The sequence below is a fragment of the Faucicola sp. SE7633 genome (assembly GCF_059264685.1).
Window position 1 is genome coordinate 1 of record NZ_JCADBW010000006.1, and the last position, 20,535, is coordinate 20,535.

Consider the following 20,535-nt stretch of genomic DNA (forward strand, 5'->3'; position numbering starts at 1 on the left):
ATGTTGAGCTGATTACCAATGTCAAAAAGAACATGAAAGCTAAGGACATTGCTTGGCTAGATAAGCGATTACTCAAACGCCGTTTCTTGATTGAGACGGTGTTTGATGAGTTAAAGCATATTTGCCATATTGAGCATTCAAGACATCGTAGCCCTGCTGGGTTTATGGCTAATTTATTGGCAGGGCTGATTGCTTATTGCCACCAAGCCAAGAAACCTACACTAAAGAATGTGCTGATTGGGCATTCTTTACCGCAGGTTGCTTAGTTTGTGATAGCTTTCAATGAGTTAGGCTATGGCTTATGTCGAACTGGGGTTAATTATCAAGTATTCATTTATCATTCGTTGCCGTAAAACCACCGACTTTAGGCGGTGGATATAAGGCAATTGTTAAATGCGATGAGTTTTGCTATACTCATCTCACTATATTCAATGTCTTACATTCCACAGTTAAGTTAAGACTAAATTGCGAGTACGCAGTAACTTAACTGGTAAGACGTTTCCAAACACACACTTAAGCTAATTCGTGTCTATGACAATCCTAACGGTAGGATTAGCTTAAAATAAGAACCTAAGATGTACGGTGTGTCGTACGGGCGGTTGCCATTGTCTTAGGTTTGCGGTGGGGCTTCACCGTCTTGCAGAAGGAATCTCCTCACTTTAGGGAGGGGAGGAAGTCAAAAGCGCAAAATATAGCAAATTAAATACACCATGCTATAAAAAAACAGCCCATATAACGGACTGTTTTTTAATAAATTATTATTTAAACGGTTACAAATTCGGATTGAGCCACTTTTGTGCGGTCGGCAAATCCCAGCCCTTGCGCGCGGCATAGTCGGTGAGTTGGTCTTGGCTGATTTTGCCCACGTTAAAATAGTCACTGTCGGGATGGCTGTAATAAAATCCACTCACGCTAGACGGAGGGTACATGGCATAGCTTTCGGTCAGATAAGTACCGATGGCAACGGTGGTATCTAGCCAATCAAACAGCTTGCCTTTTTCGGTGTGGTCGGGGCAGGCAGGATAACCGGGGGCAGGGCGAATACCAATGTATTTTTCTTTGATCAGCTCATCGTTACTCAGCTGTTCATCGGCTTGGTAGCCCCAATACACCTTGCGCACCTGTTCGTGCAACGCCTCGGCAAAGGCTTCGGCAAAGCGGTCGCACAAGGCTTGCACCATGATGGCGTTGTAGTCATCACCGCGCGTTTTGTACGCGTCGGCAAGCTCGTCCGCGCCAAAGATAGACACGGTAAAGCCGCCCAAATAATCGCTGCCGTTGGCAGTAGTTGGGGAGATAAAATCAGCCAAACTGTAGTTGGGCTTGCCACTGGCTTTGTCAGACTGTTGGCGCAAATACTCAAAGGCAAATTCGGCATTGCCTGCGTCGTCATACACGGTTACCGTGTCGGGCGCGGTGCGGCGCGCGTGGGCAAGGCGGATTACGGCTTTGGCGGTGACCTTCTTGTGGGTAATCAAGTCATCAAGCAGGGCTTGTGCGTTGGCGAACAGGTCACGCGCCTCAGCGCCGACAACTTCATCGTCAAAGATTTTCGGGTATTTGCCGACCAGTCCCCATGAGATAAAAAACGGTGTCCAGTCAATGTATGGCACAAGATCTTGCAACGGGTAGTCATCAAACACCACTTGCCCAAGATGGTTGGGTTTGGGCGGTGTGTAGTTATCCCAGTCATAGGCAAAGCCTTGTGCGATGGATTCGGCATAGCTGAGCTTGGCGGCTTTGGGCTGGCGGTTGGCAAGCCGTTCGCGCACCTCGCTGTATTCTTGACGCAGCTCGGCAATGTAGTCATCGCGCTTGTCTTTGGACAGCAGCATGGTGGCAACGCCGACCGAGCGGCTGGCATCGGACACATACACCACCGCGTCGTTTTGGTAATTCGGCTCGATTTTGACCGCGGTATGGGCTTTGGAGGTGGTCGCACCGCCAATCATCAATGGAATGGTGAAGCCTTGTTCTTGCATTTGTTTGGCGACATACACCATTTCATCAAGGCTTGGTGTAATCAGCCCCGATAGCCCGATGATATCAACATTTTCATCTTTTGCGACTTGTAAAATCTTTTCACACGGTACCATCACGCCCAAATCAATGATTTCATAGCCATTACAGCCCAGTACCACACCGACGATGTTTTTGCCGATGTCGTGCACGTCGCCTTTGACGGTTGCCATCAATACCTTGCCCTTGGATTCGCCAGCGACTTTTTCGGCCTCGATGTACGGGTTGAGCCATGCCACGGCTTGCTTCATGACGCGCGCGGATTTGACAACTTGCGGCAAAAACATTTTGCCTGCACCAAACAAATCACCGACGACGTTCATGCCGTCCATTAACGGACCTTCGATGACATCAAGCGGGCGTGCAAATTTGCGCCGCGCCTCTTCGGTATCCTCGTTGATATAGGTGGTGATGCCTTTGACCAAGGCGTATTCGATGCGTTTTTCGACAGGCTCTTGCCGCCATGACAAGTCTGCAACGCTGTCTTTTTTCTTGCCGCTGGCGTAGCTTTCTGCTACCTGCATGAGGTGATCGGTGGCGTCCTGCCCTGACTTGCCTTGTTTACGGTTTAAGATCACATCCTCAATCGCCTCACGCGCGGCAGGGTCGATATCGTCATATACTTCAAGCATGGCAGGATTGACGATGCCCATGGTCATGCCGTTGTTGATGGCATGGTACAAAAACACGGCGTGAATCGCCTCGCGAATCGGGTTGCCACGAAATGAAAACGACACGTTGGACACGCCGCCTGATACCATCGCATTGGGCAAATTGTCGGTAATCCAGCGCGTGGCGTTGATAAAGTCCACGCCGTAGTTGTTGTGCTCCTCAATACCCGTGGCAACGGCAAAGATGTTTGGGTCAAAGATAATGTCTTCACTGGGAAAGCCGACTTCATTGACCAAAATGTCATAGCTGCGCTGGCAAATCTCGATTTTGCGCGCCTCGGTGTCGGCTTGTCCGTTTTCATCAAACGCCATCACAATAACCGCCGCGCCATAACGGCGACACAAACGGGCTTTTTGGACAAATTCGTCATAGCCTTCTTTGAGCGAAATCGAATTGACCACCGACTTGCCTTGCGTGCATTTCAGTCCCGCCTCGATGATGTCCCATTTGGACGAATCAATCATCAACGGCACGCGGCTGATATCAGGCTCACTGGCGATGAGATTGACAAAATGCACCATTGCGCCGTGGCTATCAAGCATGGCTTCATCCATGTTGATATCGACGATTTGTGCACCGCCTTCGACTTGGTCGCGGGCAACGTCCAACGCTTCGGTGTATGCTTCGGTTTTGATGAGACGTAAAAACTTCTTTGATCCCGTAACATTGGTGCGCTCGCCAACATTGACAAACAGACTGTCACGCGTGATGTTAAATGCCTCAAGCCCCGATAAGCGGCAAGCAGGCTGATAGGCAGGCCGCGTGCGCGGAGCATGTGGGCTAACCTGCGCGATAATCGCCGCGATATGCGCAGGTGTGGTACCACAGCAGCCACCGACGATATTGACCAATCCTTGACGCGCGTACTCACCAACCATCGCCGCGGTTTGTTCGGGCGTTTCGTCGTATTCGCCAAACTCATTGGGCAAACCTGCGTTGGGGTGGGCAGAAACGAACGTTTCGCACACATCGGACAAAGTTTTGATATGGGGACGTAGCGCGTCAGCTCCCAATGCACAGTTAAAACCGATGGAAAGCGGCTCAGCATGGCGTACCGAATTGTAAAACGCCTCCGCCGTCTGCCCCGACAGTGTACGCCCCGATGCGTCTGTAATCGTGCCTGAAATCATAATCGGCAAGCGGTAGCCGATTTGCTCAAATACTTTGAGCACGGCAAAAATCGCTGCCTTGGCGTTTAAGGTGTCAAACACGGTCTCGATCAGCAGCAAATCGGCGCCGCCTTCAATCAAAGCAAGTGCAGCTTCGGTGTAGTTGTCGGCAAGCTCATCAAAAGTCACGTTGCGATAGGCAGGGTCATTGACATCGGGCGAAATCGACGCGGTGCGTGATGTTGGGCCTATCACACCTGCGACAAACCGCGGCTTGTCGGGGTTTTGCGCGGTAAACTCATCGCACACCTCACGGGCAATACGCGCCGCCTCGCGGTTGATCTCAACCACCAAGTCCTGCATGCCATAATCCGACATCGAAATTTGGGTCGCATTAAAGCTGTTGGTCTCAATGATGTCCGAACCTGCCGCCAGATAGCTTCTATGAATTGCTTGAATAATCTGCGGTTGAGTCAGCACCAGCAAGTCGTTGTTGCCTTTAACATCGCGGTGAAAATCAGCAAAGCGGCTGCCGCGATAATCCGCTTCTTGCAGCTTATAGTTTTGAATTTCTGTACCCATCGCGCCATCAAGAAACAACACGCGCTTGTCAAGCAACTGGCTCAGGCGTTGTTGGTTAGCCGCTTGTTGGGCTTTGTAGGGCAAACATTCAGGCGGCGTTAGGCGAAAATTGGCAGGATTATGCGGTGCGTGGTTGGTGGGTGCAGTGTCTGCTGATGTTGGGGTATGGTTGGTGACACCTGCTTGCTGGGCAGTGTCAGGATGGCAACAAAACTTCATGAATAAATCTCGGAAATTTTAATAAGTTGTCTAAGTTAAGCAAATTGCAGGCAGAGATAGGTATTATAACATACGCCAATTTTTATACACTTGGCAAAAATAAAGCCCGATATCGTCATCGGGCTATGGGTGTGCTATAAAAAATTCTAGCGTTCAAGGTATTGCAATTTGTTGGGTACACCGTCCCATTCTTTGGCATCGGGCAGTGGCTCATGCATACTGGTGATATTGGGCCATTGCTCAGATAGCTCGGCATTGAGCGCAATAAACTGCTCTTGCCCAGCAGGCACTTCGTCTTCTGAGAAAATCGCATTGGCAGGGCATTCAGGCTCACACAACGCGCAGTCAATGCATTCATCGGGATTGATGACAAGAAAGTTTGGCCCTTCATAAAAACAGTCCACAGGGCACACTTCCACACAGTCGGTGTATTTGCAGCGGATGCAATTATCAGTCACAACAAAGGTCATAGCGGCGGCTACCTTAAGCTATCAGTTATCAAAAAATTGTGCGTAAAAATAGCAAAAATGCAAAGAAATAACACGGTATTGTAGCGCGTTAGTCCGTTTTTAACAATTCTTTTAACGCATAAATAAATTCAAGCGCGGCTTTGGGTGTCATGGCGTTGGGGTCAAGCGCGGCAAGTTGTGACAACGCATCGGCTTGCTTGGTAGATAGGGCAGCGGCAGGCGTGGCTAGGCTCGTCTCATTGGTTATAGCATTGGTTGTAGCATTGGTTATAGCATTGTCATGCGCAGTAGGCTGAGCGCGTGGCTCGGCATGGTCTTGCAAATATTGCTCTGCCATCGTGAGCACGGCGCTGGGCACGCCTGCCATTTTGGCAACATGCAGCCCAAAGCTGCGATGGGTGCTGCCTTTGGCGATTTTGTGCATCAGCAGCAGCTGCCCTGCGACTTCTTGCGTGACCACATGCTGGTTGAGCATAGCAGGGTGGTGCTCGGCAAGCTCGGTTAGTTCAAAGTAATGCGTGGCAAACAGCGTCAGACAACCAAGGTTTGCCAAGTGCTTGACGCACGCATAGGCGATCGCCAAGCCGTCTTGTGTGCTGGTACCGCGGCCAACTTCATCCATCAGTACCAACGCGTTGGCGTGGGCTTGGTTGAGGATATTGGCGGTTTCGATCATCTCAACCATAAAGGTTGATTTACCGCCTGCCAAGTCATCGGCGGAACCGATACGGGTAAAAATGCGCGCGATGCGCCCAATGTCTGCCGCTTGCGCAGGCACAAAGCTGCCACAACACGCCAACAGCACAATCAGCGCGGTTTGGCGCATGTAGGTTGATTTACCGCCCATGTTCGGGCCAGTAATCAGCATCAGGCGTTCAGGTTGGGCAGGCGTGCCCAGTTGGCAGTCGTTGGCCACAAAGCCCTCGCTGTGCGCGCGGCTGTGCTGGTGACGCGCTAGGCTGGCTTCCACCACCACATGGCGTCCGCCTTGAATGTCAAGATAAGCCGCTGGCTGATCGGCATTGGATGCCAGACGCTTGCCAAAGGTTGGGCGACACCACACCGACGCACCGCCGCTCAGATCATCAAGGCGGGTCAGCGTGACCCAGTTTGCCAACACATCAAGGTAAGCAATCGCACGCGCCAATCGCTGTAGGGCAGGCAGCTGCCCTTGTAGTTGCCCCATGAGCTCGTCATACAGGCGTTTTTCACGCGCGATGGCTTGGCTTTGCGCGGATAAATACGCCTCTTCAAGGGTTTTGAGCTCTTCGGTGATAAAGCGTTCGGCATTTTTGAGGGTTTGGCGGCGGCTAAAGTGGGCAGGCGCGTGCATGGCTTGTGCCGCGCTGAGCTCAAAGTAAAAGCCGCTGACTTTGTTAAACCCGACTTTGATGGGCAAATTGTACGCTTGGCGCTCTTTATCCGCCAATTGCTCAAGCGTTTCTTCAACATTGTCATGCAAGTGGCGCAGCCTGTCGAGCTCAGGGTCATAACCCGTCTGGATCACGCCACCGTCGCGGGTGTGGTTGGGCGGTACGTCTTGGATGGCTTGCTTGAGCAAGGCGATCAGCTGGGCAAATATATCGGCATTTTGCCCTGCTGCGTCATTTGCGCCCACCTCAGGCAACTGTTTGGCAAGCATCGGCAACAGCGGCGTATCGGCATTGAGCGTGGTGTGGGTGGCAATCAAATCACCAAACCATGCTGCCAACTGATGGCTTAATGTGGTGGCATCGCCTAGACTTTGGCGCAGTTTGACCAAATCGGTCGGCTTTGCCGAACCCAGCCCAATGCGTCCACCGATGCGCTCGATATCGCCAATTGCCGATAGCGTCTGGCATAGCGCAGCAAAATCGTTCGGCGGCAATGCCATCAGCTGCTCAACCGCATCAAGGCGGCGATTGATCAAGGTGGTATTTAGCAATGGTCGGTGCAAATGGTGCACCAAGGCGCGTTTGCCCATCGGTGTGCGGCAATGGTCGATGACTGACAATAGTGTCACGCCCGATGCCAGCACAGGCTTAAAAATTTCTAAATTCTGCTGGCTGATGGCATCAAGCTGCAAAAAATCCGCCGCCTGCTCCAGCCGAATATGGTTGATATGCGCCAAATCCGCCTGCTGGGTGTGCTTGCCATAATGCAGCACCACCGATGCCGCGGCAATACTCTCAGGCTTATCTGCCAGTCCAAAACCTGCCAACGTGGTGACATTCAGATGTTCGGTGAGGTGCGCCTCGGCATTGATCGGCAAAAAATGGCTATGCGGCTGGCGCATGATGGGCACGGTTTTGGTGGCAGTGGTTGTATGGGGTGATGACTGGGTCAGCATATCTTGTAGCCACGTTTGCCACGCACCGTCCAGTGCTTCATCAATCAGCAGCTCGCTTGGGTCATAGCGCATCAAGGCAGCACTCAGCTGGTCTTGCATCTCCGCTAGGCTCTCGGCCGTCAAGTAGCTGGTGCGGATGCTGCCTTGGCTTAGATTCAATTCCGCCAATCCCACCGCCAGCGGTGACTTGGCAAAACACAATGCCAACACGGTTGGATTTTGCCCGTGGGTGATGAGGCTGTCATCGGTGAGTGTGCCTGCGGTCAGGGTGCGCACAACTTTACGCGCCATCAGTTTTTGGTTGGCTTTAGCGTTGGCGGCTTCGGTGGATTTTTTATTAGATTTTGCCGATTTGGCTTTGGTGTTGGGTTTTGATCCTTGGTTTGCGCCTTGTTGGGTGCTTGTGTGGTCAGTCGTGTCGGTGGTGGGCGCGCTATCCTCGACTTGCTCGCAAATTACCACCGTTTGCCCTGCATTGATCAGCCGTGCAATATAGCCATCTGCCGAATGAAACGGCACGCCTGCCATCGGGATGATATTGCCTTGCTTGTCCGTGCCGCGTTTGGTCAGGGTGATACCCAAAATCTGCGCCGCCAATTTGGCATCGTCAAAAAACAGCTCATAAAAATCGCCCATGCGGTACAGTAGCAGCGCGTGCGGATAGTCCGCTTTGAGCATCAGATATTGCTGCATCATCGGCGTGTGGTGGGCTAGGTCGGGTATGGTTGGGGCGATAGAGGGCGAGGCGGTGTTCATTCAAGGTTTAAAGGTGATAACGTGAAAATCAAAGGTAATACATGGCGGCATTGACGATAAAATCCAATGGGTTAATTGATGGGGTTTAACGCAGATATTGTGACAAAATAAAAATCACCCAAGTGATTTTGGATCATTATTTGGCTAATTAACAGATGTTAAATTAACAGATGTTAAACGTTGCTGCAATCGATTAGCCCAATTGGCTAGTCTGCTGATTCGTTGTTGAGTCGCTGCTCAAGTCTATCGATTTCATCAATGAGCTGCTCTTTGGTTTCGGCAAAGTAACGGTTCCAATCATCAATTTCGCTAATTGTTTGGTAAGCCTCGCTATCTTTCAGGGCAAAAATTTCTTCTTCAACCTGCGCGATTTTAAATTTTAGTTGGGTGATAATCGCTTGGAATTGGGATTTTTCGCTGATGGTTTCAGAACGTGGGATGAAAATGCCTTGCTCAAGTTCAGCTAAAATCTTATTCACGGCTTGAATGTTGTTTTGCTCGTAAGCTTGATTGAGTTGGACAAAAATTTGTTCAGCAATGTCTTTCATATCATCGCTGACACGGTCGGGGTGGCAAATTTGGCTGGCTTTACGATAGGCTTTTTTAAGGTTTTTTCTTTGTTCGTCATCTAGGGTAAAGATGGTTTTTTCGTTTTCTGCTTGAATTTGCTCGTGATAGTCGGCTTCATCTTGCACGGCTTCGGCATAGGCTTCGGGGTCGTGTTGGCTGAGCAGTTTACGCAGGTGTAATAAGCGGCTGATATACCAGCCCAATTCTTTGGTATGCCTGTGGTGAAATTCTGCTAACAGCTTTTCAAGCTCAACTTTTTCATTGTCGTAGGCGTTGAGCTGATGTTCAAGTTGGCGGATTTCAAGTTTTAGCGCGGTCAAGTCGATGTCATGATAGATGATTAAGGCTTGATGACGTTGGATAAAATCATCAATCAGACCAAGGGCGGTACTAAACTGGTGCTGTTGTAGGCTTTGGGTGATTTGGTTGATATCTTGCTGAAAGTTAAAGGCTTGTAGCTTAGCGGTTTCGCGGTCGATGTCGTCTAAGTCTTCTAAGATGACGTAGTTTTTGAGGATCTCTAGGCGTTTGATGATTTTATCAAGTGGCAGGGCAGGGGTGTGGTCTTGATGGTCAAAATAGCGATTGCGAATTTTTTTAAATTGAGCAATAAAAGACTGGGCAAGGACGCTGTCACCTGTGGTGATGATGATGTTTTCATGGTTGCGTTCGGCTTTTTTGCTCCAGTTGTAGGAGCCGTTGATAACGGTGTATTCGTCGATGACGCAAAATTTGTTGTGCATGAGGTCATCTTTGCCATCGCCGATGAGGTAGGCGACAGAATTGCCGATGTTGAGCTGGCTGTAGTCGATCGGGCTTTGGTGGTTGATGGGGTCATTGCTGATGAGCAGTTGCACGGTGACGCCTTGTTTGGCTTTGGCAAGCAGGGCGTTGAATAGCCGTGGGTTGGTGAACCATGCGACAGCGATGTAGATGGATTGTTCGGCTTCGGACAGTTCTTGTTCGAGGCGGTCGGCGATGTGGTCAAATAGGGCTTCGGTTGGCATTTTGGACTTAGAAACTTATTGAGCAGTTGGGTAATTGTTGTTGTAGCCAAGCCATATCGGATTGGGTGATTGGATTTGAAGTCAAGGTAAGCGAGGTTAAATTGGTCAGCTTTGCCAAGGCTGACACATCGCTGATTTGATTATCAGTCAACCAAAGCTCGGTTAGATTAGTGAGTTTTGCCAAGGTCGACACATCGCTGATTTGATTACCACTCAACCAAAGATAGTTTAAATTGGTGAGTTTTGCCAAGACCGACACATCGCTGATTTGATTTTCACTCAAATGAAGCTTGGTTAAATTGGTGAGCGTTGCCAAGGTAGACACATCGCTGATTTGATTTGAGCTCAAATTAAGCTCGGTTAAATTGGTGAGCTTTGCCAAGGCCGACACATCGCTGATTTGATTATCAGACAACCAAAGCGTGGTTAAATTGGTGAGCTTAGCCAAGGCAGACACATCGCTGATTTGATTATCATCCAAATCAAGTCTGGTTAAATTGGTCAGCTGTGCCAAGGCCGACACATCGCTGATTTGATTACTAGACAAACTAAGCGAGGTTAAATTGGTCAGCTTTGCCAAAGCAGCAACATCGCTAATTTGATTGTTAAACAAACCAAGCTGGTTTAAATTGGTGAGCATTGCCAAGGCCGACACATCGCTGATTCGATTTACCCCCAAATCAAGCTTGGTTAAATTGGTCAGCTTTGCCAAGGTCGACACATCGCTGATTTCATTACCCGCCAAATCAAGCTCGGTTAAATTGGTCAGCTTTACCAAGGCAGACACATCGCTGATTTCATTATAACCCAAATTAAGCTCGGTTAAGTTGGTCAGATTTGCCAAGGCAGCCACATCGCTGATTTCATTTGAGCTCAAATCAAGGTCGGTTAAGTTGGTCAGATTTGCCAAGGCAGCCACATCGCTGATTGAATAGCAATACAAGCTAAATTCATTTTTTTTTATGATTGTTTGAACAATATCTTTCATTAAAATCTTATCCAACCAGTCAATATCTAATTGGGTAATGATAAGTTCACCATCTGTCCATTCGTAATCGACACAATCTAGGCCTATGCCGTATTTTAATAATAAAACTCGCCACCAATCATCCAGCGATAACCACCACGCCCAATGCGTTTCAAAATCATCAACTTGTGCCAATAACTTATTGGTAATTCTTAAACTCTTATTAACGCTCTTTAGTGCGACACCAGTGCCTGTGGTGACAGTGGGTAGATTGTTATTTTGTGTCATTTTGATTGCTCCAAGCTAGAATTTTTGTTCTTTGGCAAAAACAACCACCAAAAAAACCACTAATCAAAGCGGTAGGCACTCCAATATAAATTACCCACACGCCAACATACGAAAGAAATGCAATACAAACAAATAAAACTAAAGAAGCTATTAAAGCAATCCCACCAAAAAAAGCTGATAGCTTATTCCTAAAGCCTTTTTCATAGAACAGTTCAATCAAACCACCGATTAGAAGAATAGCAATAATTCCAATAATCCAAGCCATGACAAATACTCCTAATTTATAGAATTCAAAAATATTTTAGTAACGCCTTATGATTAGAATAGTAATTCAATTTTTTCAACCTTACAACGAACTTGTAAGCCTCACATTTAAACCTTGTATCTTAAAACCAAAAACCCATATATAATAGCAAAATTTTCACCGACAACAATTAGGACATGGCAATGCTCGGCAAAATGTTAGGTAAAGTCATCGGTAGCAAAAATGACCGTGAACTCAAGCGAATGCGTAAACTGGTCGATAAAATCAATGCCTTAGAGCCAAGCATTAGCCCGTTAAGTGACAGTGACTTGACCCAAAAAACCGCCGAATTCAAACAACGTCACGAGGCTGGCGAAAGCCTTGACGCGCTATTGCCCGAAGCGTTCGCTGTGTGTCGTGAAGCTGCCAGTCGCGTGCTGGGTATGCGCCACTATGATGTCCAGCTGATTGGCGGTATCACCCTGCATGAAGGCAAAATCGCCGAAATGCGCACAGGTGAAGGCAAAACCTTGATGGCAACGCTGGCGATTTACCTCAACGCCATCAGCGGCAAAGGCGTGCACGTCGTCACCGTCAACGACTACTTGGCACAGCGCGACGCAGAGCTCAACCGCCCGTTGTTTGAGTTTTTGGGGCTCAGCGTGGGCGTGATTTATGCCCAACAAGACCCACAGGAAAAATTTGCCGCGTATGCTGCCGATATCACCTATGGCACCAACAACGAATACGGCTTTGACTACCTACGCGACAATATGGTCGAACGCCTTGAGGACAAAAAACAACGCGGCTTAAATTACTGTATCATTGACGAAATCGACTCGATTTTGATTGATGAAGCACGTACGCCGCTCATCATCTCGGGGCAAGCAGAAGACTCAGCCGCACTGTACACACTGATCGACACCATCATTCCGCGCCTTAAACGCTCCGAGACTGAAGAGGGCAACCGCGAAAATTTGGAGCAAGATTTTTGGATTGATGAAAAAAACCGCCAAATCGAAATCAGCGAAAAAGGCTATGAAAAAATCGAGCGGTTTTTGGTCGAAAAAGGCGAGCTTAGCGAAAACGAAAGCCTATACAGCGCGGCGCGTTTGCCATTATTGGCGCACGTGCAAGCTGCGATCCGTGCCCATCATTTGTTTATCAAAAACATCCACTACATCGTACAAGACGGTGAGGTGATTATTGTTGATGAAAACACAGGGCGCACCATGCCAGGGCGGCGTTGGTCAGAAGGCTTACACCAAGCCGTCGAAGCCAAAGAACACGTCGAGATTCAAGCCGAAAACCAAACCTTGGCTACCACCACCTTTCAAAACTACTTTCGTTTGTATGACAAGCTGTCTGGTATGACAGGGACAGCAGACACCGAAGCGGCAGAATTTAAACAAACCTATGACCTTGATGTGGTCGTGATCCCAACGCACAAACCCATTCAGCGCGTAGATTTAAATGACCAAATTTTCTTGACCAAAATGGGCAAATATCAAGGCATTATCCGCGAAATTAAACGTATCAAAGAAAGCCACGCGCCGATTTTAGTCGGTACGGCGACGATTGAAGCCAGTGAAGTATTGTCTGAGCTACTCACCGCCGAAGGCATTGCCCACAACGTGCTCAACGCCAAACAGCACGAGCGCGAGGCCGATATTATTGCACAAGCAGGTAGCCCCGATGCGGTGACGATTGCCACCAACATGGCAGGGCGCGGTACGGATATCATCTTGGGCGGTAACTGGCAGGCTGAACTTGCCAAATTTGACCACGTCACCGACGAGCTGCGCGACGCCTACAAAGCCGAATGGCAGGCGCGTAACCAACAAGTTTTGGCGGCAGGTGGCCTCCACATCATCGGCTCAGAGCGGCACGAATCACGCCGTATTGACAACCAGCTACGCGGCCGGGCAGGGCGACAAGGCGACCCTGGTGAATCGCGGTTTTTCTTGTCACTAGAAGATGACCTCATGCGTATCTTTGCAGGTGACCGCGTGGTCAATATGATGCGCGCGATGGGGCTCAAAGAAGATGAAGCCATTGAGCACAAAATGGTGTCGCGCTCGATTGAAAACGCCCAAAGTAAAGTAGAAAACCGTGACTTTGACGCGCGTAAAAACTTGCTCAAATACGATGACGTTGCCAACGAACAACGCAAAGTGATTTATAAACAGCGTGACGAACTGTTGGCACAAAGCGATTTGCAAGCCGCGGTTGAGGGTATGCACACCGAAGTCTACAACGCTTTGATTGACCAATTTGTCCCACCAGGGTCGGTTGATGATCAATGGGACATTGACGGGCTTGAAGATGAGCTTGAGGACAACTTTCGCCTACAAATGCCAATCAACGACTGGCTAGACGCAGACAAACGCCTTGATGAAGTTGGCTTGCGTGACAAAATCATCAACGCCGCACTGCTCAACTACCGCGCGCGCCGTGAGCAGATGGGCGAGGACACCGCCGCGTACCTTGAGCGCGTGTTTATGCTGCAAAGCCTTGATCGCCATTGGAAAGAGCACCTCAACCAAATGGATCAGCTGCGTAAAGGCATCCACCTACGCGGCTATGCGCAAAAAAATCCCGAACAAGAGTATAAGTCCGAATCCTTCACCTTGTTCCAACAAATGCTTGGTGCTATCAAATCCGACACCGTACAAGACCTATCACGCGTGCATATCCCAACGCCTGAGGAGCTAGCCGAGCTAGAGCGTCAGCGTCAAGAACAAGCCGCTGCCATGCAAATGCACTTTGAGCACCAAGAGATCAACAGCTTGACAGGCGAAGTCAGCGCAGACCCCGACACGACCACAGACAACCAAGCGCGCGCCAACCGAGGCGGCAGTGTGAATTATCAATTCAGCGCGCCTGTTGTGCTGTCTGCGCCTGCACCATCCGACGCGGATGCCTCGGATGTCTCAGACACCTCAGACACCGCACAAAACCCATACGCAGGCTTGCCAATTAGCCGCAACGCGCCATGCCCGTGTGGTTCAGGGCTTAAATACAAACAATGTCACGGCAAAATTGCCTAACGGCTTTAAGATAGGCAACTTTGGGCAAGCATAACATTTTAAATTGTAAAATTTTAAGGATAAAATATGTCAGCGAATGTCTCGCGCGCGCGCCGCTTAGTGGCTGGTTTGGTGGCGGTTGGACTGGGTATCGGTGGGCTAACCGCGTGTCAAAAACCCGACGAACCTGCCGCCGAAACCACCGCCGCGTCAGTCACCGAGCCGCAAACCATGCCGATGTCTGCCGCACCTGCCGATGACGACAACAACGCGCCACCGCTGATTAACGAGAACACCGCCGCGCTAGACGCAGGCCCGGATGTCAATGCCAATGCCGCAAGCGCGGACGCATCTGTAAATGACCAACTGCCTGCTGCCACAGGCGCAGATGGCGAACCGCTTGAAGGTGCAGCTGACAACTCGGCAATGGAAAATATCAGCGAAAATGATCAAGTCATTGACAGTGAGCCTGCCGACCCCAACGCGCCCAAAGCCAGTGACAGCGACAACGCAGCCCAGCGTTAAGCGCGTCAAAACCCTACAACAACGCTGCCAAATCTGCCTTGTGATAGCTATCAAAGCGAATCAAAGCGTTTGTCGTGCTGTCCTGTGGCGGCAAATCGGCTAAAAATGGCGCGGTTTTCGGGCGTTTGACCAACACTCTGCCGTCATCGTTGAGTACGCTTGCCGCATGCTGCAGTAAGGCGATTTGCTCGGCAAAATTGGGCACAAGGGTGAGCGTATGTAAGGCTTGCATGTGTTTATTGACCGCACGGGTGTAGCTGTCGGCAGGAAACATCGGATCAAGCAAGATGCGGTCAAACGGTGGGCTATCGGTTGGCGGCTGCCAGGCGATAAAATCCGCAAAATTCAACGTCAGTCGTGCCAACAGCCTGTGCCAATGCGCGTGCTGCTGCATGGTTGCCCGTTCAAACGCCAACAGCACAAACAGCGCAGGTTCGCGCTCCAGCATGGTGACACTTGCGCCTGTACTGGCTAAAATCAAACTGTCATGCCCAAACCCTGCCGTCGCATCTAGCACGCGCATACACGGTTGGATTTTGGCGGCTTTGAGCAGCAATTCTGATTTTTTGCCTGCCGTGACAACGCGTTGTTGCAAGGTCTGCCAATGCGGTGCTACGCGCAGCGGTTGTTCATGCGCGCCATGGCTAAGTAGGCTTAATGTATCACCGTCTAACAACAAACTACCGCTGGGCAAGTTTTGTAAGTCTTTTTGCTTGAGCTTAGCGGGTGTATGGTCTAAAATTTTGGGCGTTAAACTGGGGGCATTGGCATAAGCCGCCAGTATCGCTTGTAGCGTTAGCAAGCGGTCGGCCGCAGCCGCTGGTGTCACATACACCACAAGCGCAGACGGGCTAGGCTTAGTAGGCTTAGCTGGCAAATTGGTAGCCAAAACCATAATACGCCACCAACACAATCACCCCTGTGATGATACGCAGCCACGCAAAAATCGTGAAATCCTGCCGACTCACCCACGCCACCAGCCAGCGAATACAGCCAAGCGCGACAACAAACGACACCAACGTACCAACCGCCATCACTGCCCAGTCTTGCGCCGAGGTCAAGACATGGTGGTGTTTGACCAGTGCCAACAAGCCTGCGCCAACAATCACAGGAATGCCTAAGAAAAATGAAAACTCCGTCGCTGCCTTGCGTGACGCGCCCAGCCACAATGCCCCGATGATGGTCGCCCCTGAGCGTGACGTACCAGGCAACAACGCCAAGCATTGACACAGCCCAATCGCCACCGCTAGTGGTATGCTGATGTTTTCTGCCTCTTGCGCCTTGATGGTATGTGGGCGACGCTCAACATAAAAAATCAGCAACGCGCCGATGATCAACATCACCGCAACCAACAGCGGATTAAACAGCGTCTCGATATAATCTTTGACCGTAAAGCCCAAAACCATCACAGGAATGGTCGCCGCAATCAGCGCTAGCCCCAACTGGCGCGGATGATTCATGCCTTCAGCATGCCCCGTAATCAGCCCCATCAGCGCATGCCACAGCCGCCCCCAGTACTGATACACCACCGCCAAAATCGCGCCCAACTGAATAAACACAATAAACAAATCGCGCTTTTCGGGCGTCCAAAACCGCATGACATCGGCGGATAAAATCAAATAACCTGTACTTGAGATGGGCAAAAACTCAGTCACCCCCTCAACCATACCCATCACCGCTGATTTAAGCAGTAAAATCACATCCATCGACATGCACTCTTGTTATAAAATTTGACACAGGCACAATGGCTAAGCATTGCGTTTGGCTTTATCGGCTTGCTGCTCAGCAAGGGTTTTCCACGCATGGTGGCGCAAATACACGGGCAAAGCCGCCTCGGCAGGCACGCCACCTTGTGCCAACCACTGCGCTGCTGCCAGCTGCCCAATGACGGCGGCGGTGGGCGCGTCGGTTGTTAGCACAGGCTGATCGGCATGGGGGCTAAGCAGCGCACCATCACCAACCAACGCCCAAGCCTCTGGCGTTTGGCTACCATAATCGGCCAAGCGTTCGGCAGTTGGCTCGAGGGCAGAGCTAGCCGACGCTTCGGCGGTCAGTGTTTCAATCACAGGTTGCATCAAGCCTGTGGCTGCATCCAGCGCAAACGCGCCCAAATACACCTGCTGCATACGCGCATCAAGCACGGCATACACCTGCGCCAAGCCGCTCGCCTGCCAACCAACCTGCGCCAACGCCTGCAAACTTGACACAGGCAAACACGGCACATCATGGGCGAATGCCAACGCCTGCGCCACCGCTGTGTTAATCCGAATGCCGCTAAACGCCCCTGGCCCTCGGTTAAACGCAATCGCCGTCAAATCTGCCACACGCAGACCTTGTGCGCGTAACACCTCATCAACCAATGGCAAAATCTGTTGGGTCTGCGCGCGGCTACCTGCCAGCGTTTGCTCGGCAAGTGTTTGCCCTGCCGTATTGACCAACGCCACCGAACACTGCGCAAACACGCTGTCCAATGCCAAAATCATACCCGTATCGTCCGCCATCGTATCTGCTCTTGCGTTCACTGAGGTTGATGCCTGAAAATAGCCGCTATCATACCACCAAACGCTGCCAGATGGTGGCTTATGGGCGGATTTTTCAGCAAGTTTTGCCAAGGATTGATGGCGGCAGGGTTTGGTGACAATAATTCATGCGTGGTATTGGGGAAATGGCCGTAACGGTGATATAATACCCCACGCCAAGTGTGGATAAATTGTAGTTTGTTCACACATCGCGATTGGTTTGGGCAAACTTTTTAACGCGTTGGTTTTAAACGCTTTGGTAGAATAGGTGAGTATGGCGGGGCAAATCATTTTTGACAACGGTAGCCACAAGGTGATTGTATTTAGCGACTTGGTGGCAGGCGATGGCGTACAATCCAACCAGTTTTTGGTGCTGCACAGCAACGACGGCGAAACCCACGGAGCGGTGATTGACCCCGGTGGGGATTTGACTTATACACCACTGACGCTTGCGCTGCTCAAGCACACCGATATCCGCCATGTGCGCTATGTCATCGGCTCTCATCAAGACCCCGACATCATCGCATCTTTGCCGCGTTGGCTGCTGCATACCGATGCAACGGTGGTTATTTCTAAATTGTGGGAGCGTTTTTTGCCGCATTTAAATTCGGCATTTAATACAGGGCGGCTGCAGGTGGGCTATATGGAGCGGCTGATTTCGCTGCCTGATGCTGGCGCGTCGCTTAAGCTCGGTAATACCCATTTGGTTGCGTTGCCTGCGCATTTTTTGCACTCAGAAGGCAATTTTCAGTTTTATGACCCGATTAGCAAAATTTTGTTTTCAGGTGATATGGGTGCGTCATTGATGGGCGATCCGCATGTGCCTGTTGAGGATTTTGACGCGCATGTGCCGTCGATATTGGGTTTTCATCGTCGCTATATGGTCAGCAACAAGGTTACGCGCCTGTGGGCAAATGCCGTGCGCGAGCTTGATGTTGAAATGGTTGTGCCACAGCATGGCAAGGCGTTTGTTGGGCGTGAGACCATCGACAAGTTTTTAAATTGGATTGGTGATTTGCCGTGCGGCATTGATTACTTGAGCCAAGCCAACTACAATTACAAAGCATTGGTTGAGCAAACCTTACAAAACTCCGTCGCTTCATAGGCTTTGGTGACGTTTTGCCAAGCAACAGCCAATGCCACCACCATGAGGAATTGCATTGGCTGCTATGCCCTTAACCGCCGCCCACTTGCCAAATTTTGATGCCTGCGCCACCGACTATGACGCGCTCACGCCGATTCAGTCGCAAGCTGCTGTTCAGCTAGCGCGGCAAATAGCGGTACACGCATCAACCAATCAAACGGTTTTACCCAAACAAACGTTGCCAAATTGCTGGCTGGATGTCGGCTGTGGCACAGGCAAGCTGAGCGCGGCGGTGTTGGCGCAATGTGGCAAGCAGTTGGCGCAATCAAATTTAACCCAGCTGTGCGGCGTGGACAATGCCCCTGCCATGCTAAGCCAGTGGCAGACGCGCTGCACAGCGTGGCTACAAGCCCAGCAGTTATCAGCGGCTATTTGCCAGCCATGGTGTGCCGATATGGCGGCGTTGCCTTTTGCTGACGGCGCTATGACGCTGACGTTTTCTGGCTTTGCGCTGCACTGGGCAGATCCACAGGTGTTAGCCGAGCTTATGCGCGTGACGGCAACGGGCGGCCAAATGCATGTCGCTGTGCCGGTTGCAGGGTCGTTGGGGGCGGTGCAAGCACGTTTTGCCAAGTTGCCGATTTTTCCGTTTTTACCGACCACGCATTGGCAAGCGGCATTGGATGCGCAGCTGCAAAGACGCGGTGGGCGGTTGCTGTATGCCGATACGGTGAGATTTTGCCAACCGTTTGATAATTTGGCAGCCTTGTTGCGTAATTTAAAAAACATGGGTGGGGCGGTGCGCACGGGGCGGCAATTGCCTGTGGCGACGCTGCGCCATTATCTTGCCGATACGCGCCCTGTCACATTGGATTATCAGGTGTGGTTGGCAGGCGTGGCGGTGTAGTCTGAGGTTGATGTTGTCTTGGTGGCGTACCGTCGTCACGCGAGTGCGCTTGTTTGTTCAATCGAACATTTGCGTTGCGTTGTATTTTTTTCTTGGGTCAAAAAAACTATAATAAATCCGTTTGTCCATCAGCAGTTAAAGAACCCTGAGCCATGACCACCGCCGCTTTCTCCAATAAATCCAAACTCTACGCTTACTGGCAATTGCTACGCTTTGATCGTCCTGTTGGCATTGAGCTCGTGCTGTGGTCGGCATTGTGGGCGGTGTTTTTGGCGGCGGCAGGGTTTGGCCAGTTGCCTGCGTGGCATATCGTGGTGGTGTTCGCCCTTGGGGCGACACTGATGCGCGCGGCAGGCTGTGCGATTAATGATTTTGCTGACCGCAAGGTCGATGGGCAGGTGGCGCGTACCAAACACCGTCCACTTGCCGATGGGCGGCTGACGGGGCGTGAGGCAGTGGCGGCGTTTGTCGTGTTGTCGCTGGTCAGTGCACTGCTGCTGGTGTTTTTGCCTGTGGCGGTGGTGTGGTGGGCGCTGGGCGCGGTTGTCTTGGCGTTTATTTATCCGTTTATGAAACGCTACACGCACTTGCCGCAGGTGTTTTTGGCGGCGGCGTTTGGCTGGGCCATTCCGATGGCGTATGTTGCGGTGTCCAATGCGGTCATAGGGCAGACAATGGTGGATGGCTGGTGCTGGTTGCTGTTTGCAGGCTATATGTGCTGGACGGTGGCGTATGATACGCAGTATGCAATGGCAGACCGTGAGGATGATTTAAAAATCGGTGTCAAATCCACGGCGATTTTGTTTGGCAAATATGACGTTGCCATCATTAGCCTGTTGCAAGTGGTATTTGTGGCAAGTTTGGCAGGCGTGTTTGGGCATTATTTTGGCGGCGCGTCGGTGCTGCTGCTTATACCGCTGATTGGTATGTTTTATCGCCAAAACAAAAAATGCCTGACGTATAACCGCGCACTGTGTACCGAGGCGTTTTTGGATAATGTGTGGGTTGGGCGGTATGTGTTCGTCTGTATCGTGGTGCTTGCGGTTTGGCAATTTGCTTTTTCGGGGGTGTCGTCAATTTAACTTTGCATGAACAACCGTACAGACTATAATGAAACCTAACATCGGTGTAGATTTGCCCTCTGCCACAGTCCTTTGACGGCGCTTAGCGTTTTTTTAACCTTATGCTTCGTTAGCGTTTAGGGCTAAAATCATGAGAATTTGGGTTTTTTTAAATTAC

At 50.6% G+C, this 20,535-nt stretch carries 15 protein-coding genes; 6 read left to right on the top strand and 9 right to left on the bottom strand.

Translation table 11 applies throughout. The features are described 5' to 3' along the window. A partial coding sequence (locus AC5L4R_RS03545) for a transposase (protein WP_494478029.1) occupies window positions 1-266 on the top strand: 266 nt, incomplete at its 5' end. Window positions 267-770: 504 nt separating this feature from the next. Here the strand turns inward: AC5L4R_RS03545 and metH are convergent. The 6 genes from metH to AC5L4R_RS03575 all read right to left on the bottom strand — a co-directional run bounded on the left by metH (window position 771) and on the right by AC5L4R_RS03575 (window position 11,253). Next, a complete protein-coding gene (gene metH / locus AC5L4R_RS03550; protein ID WP_494472704.1) occupies window positions 771-4,601 on the bottom strand; it encodes a methionine synthase in 3,831 nt (1,276 codons plus the stop codon). Between the two features lie 146 nt (window positions 4,602-4,747). Continuing rightward, window positions 4,748-5,071 (bottom strand): ferredoxin FdxA, encoded by a 324-nt coding sequence (gene fdxA, locus AC5L4R_RS03555; RefSeq protein ID WP_067059216.1) that lies wholly within the window; start codon window positions 5,069-5,071, stop codon window positions 4,748-4,750. A gap of 88 nt (window positions 5,072-5,159) precedes the next feature. Next, complete coding sequence (gene mutS, locus AC5L4R_RS03560) at window positions 5,160-8,156, bottom strand: DNA mismatch repair protein MutS (protein WP_494472705.1); 2,997 nt, start codon at window positions 8,154-8,156, stop codon at window positions 5,160-5,162. A 206-nt stretch (window positions 8,157-8,362) separates the two neighbouring features. Continuing rightward, window positions 8,363-9,733 (bottom strand): phospholipase D-like domain-containing protein, encoded by a 1,371-nt coding sequence (locus AC5L4R_RS03565; RefSeq protein WP_494472706.1) that lies wholly within the window; start codon window positions 9,731-9,733, stop codon window positions 8,363-8,365. A gap of 7 nt (window positions 9,734-9,740) precedes the next feature. After that, window positions 9,741-10,988 carry a leucine-rich repeat domain-containing protein gene (locus tag AC5L4R_RS03570; protein WP_494472707.1) on the bottom strand — a complete coding sequence of 416 codons (1,248 nt, stop codon included), beginning with the start codon at window positions 10,986-10,988 and terminating at the stop codon, window positions 9,741-9,743. Continuing rightward, a complete protein-coding gene (locus tag AC5L4R_RS03575) occupies window positions 10,975-11,253 on the bottom strand; it encodes a hypothetical protein (RefSeq protein WP_494472708.1) in 279 nt (92 codons plus the stop codon). Before AC5L4R_RS03575 ends, AC5L4R_RS03570 begins: the two co-directional genes overlap by 14 nt. Before the next feature lie 182 nt (window positions 11,254-11,435). Between AC5L4R_RS03575 and secA the strand changes: the two genes are divergently transcribed. Then, window positions 11,436-14,282 carry a preprotein translocase subunit SecA gene (gene secA, locus AC5L4R_RS03580; protein ID WP_494472709.1) on the top strand — a complete coding sequence of 949 codons (2,847 nt, stop codon included), beginning with the start codon at window positions 11,436-11,438 and terminating at the stop codon, window positions 14,280-14,282. Window positions 14,283-14,348: 66 nt separating this feature from the next. Next, window positions 14,349-14,786 carry a hypothetical protein gene (locus tag AC5L4R_RS03585; protein WP_494472710.1) on the top strand — a complete coding sequence of 146 codons (438 nt, stop codon included), beginning with the start codon at window positions 14,349-14,351 and terminating at the stop codon, window positions 14,784-14,786. Between the two features lie 13 nt (window positions 14,787-14,799). On the opposite strand, the gene AC5L4R_RS03590 is transcribed toward AC5L4R_RS03585, so the two are convergent. The 3 genes from AC5L4R_RS03590 to tsaB are packed head-to-tail and all read right to left on the bottom strand — an operon-like array spanning window position 14,800 to window position 17,398. Next, window positions 14,800-15,681, bottom strand: a complete 882-nt coding sequence (locus AC5L4R_RS03590) for a class I SAM-dependent methyltransferase (RefSeq protein WP_494472711.1) — start codon at window positions 15,679-15,681, stop codon at window positions 14,800-14,802. Then, on the bottom strand, window positions 15,653-16,492 hold the full coding sequence (locus AC5L4R_RS03595) for an undecaprenyl-diphosphate phosphatase (RefSeq protein ID WP_494472712.1): 840 nt from the start codon (window positions 16,490-16,492) through the stop codon (window positions 15,653-15,655). The genes AC5L4R_RS03590 and AC5L4R_RS03595 overlap by 29 nt, the downstream gene beginning before the upstream one ends. Window positions 16,493-16,534: 42 nt before the next feature. After that, the gene (gene tsaB, locus AC5L4R_RS03600) at window positions 16,535-17,398 is read right to left on the bottom strand and encodes a tRNA (adenosine(37)-N6)-threonylcarbamoyltransferase complex dimerization subunit type 1 TsaB (RefSeq protein ID WP_494472713.1); all 864 of its coding nucleotides are present in this window, start codon (window positions 17,396-17,398) and stop codon (window positions 16,535-16,537) included. A gap of 181 nt (window positions 17,399-17,579) precedes the next feature. On the opposite strand from tsaB, the gene AC5L4R_RS03605 reads away from it, so the two are divergent. The 3 genes from AC5L4R_RS03605 to ubiA all read left to right on the top strand — a co-directional run bounded on the left by AC5L4R_RS03605 (window position 17,580) and on the right by ubiA (window position 20,378). Then, window positions 17,580-18,410 carry an oxygen-binding di-iron domain-containing protein gene (locus tag AC5L4R_RS03605; RefSeq protein ID WP_494472714.1) on the top strand — a complete coding sequence of 277 codons (831 nt, stop codon included), beginning with the start codon at window positions 17,580-17,582 and terminating at the stop codon, window positions 18,408-18,410. 64 nt (window positions 18,411-18,474) lie between these two features. Next, complete coding sequence (locus AC5L4R_RS03610) at window positions 18,475-19,296, top strand: methyltransferase domain-containing protein (protein WP_494472792.1); 822 nt, start codon at window positions 18,475-18,477, stop codon at window positions 19,294-19,296. A gap of 152 nt (window positions 19,297-19,448) precedes the next feature. Further along, entirely contained in the window at window positions 19,449-20,378 is a 930-nt protein-coding gene (gene ubiA, locus AC5L4R_RS03615; RefSeq protein WP_494472715.1) for a 4-hydroxybenzoate octaprenyltransferase, read from the top strand. Window positions 20,379-20,535 lie beyond the last annotated feature (157 nt).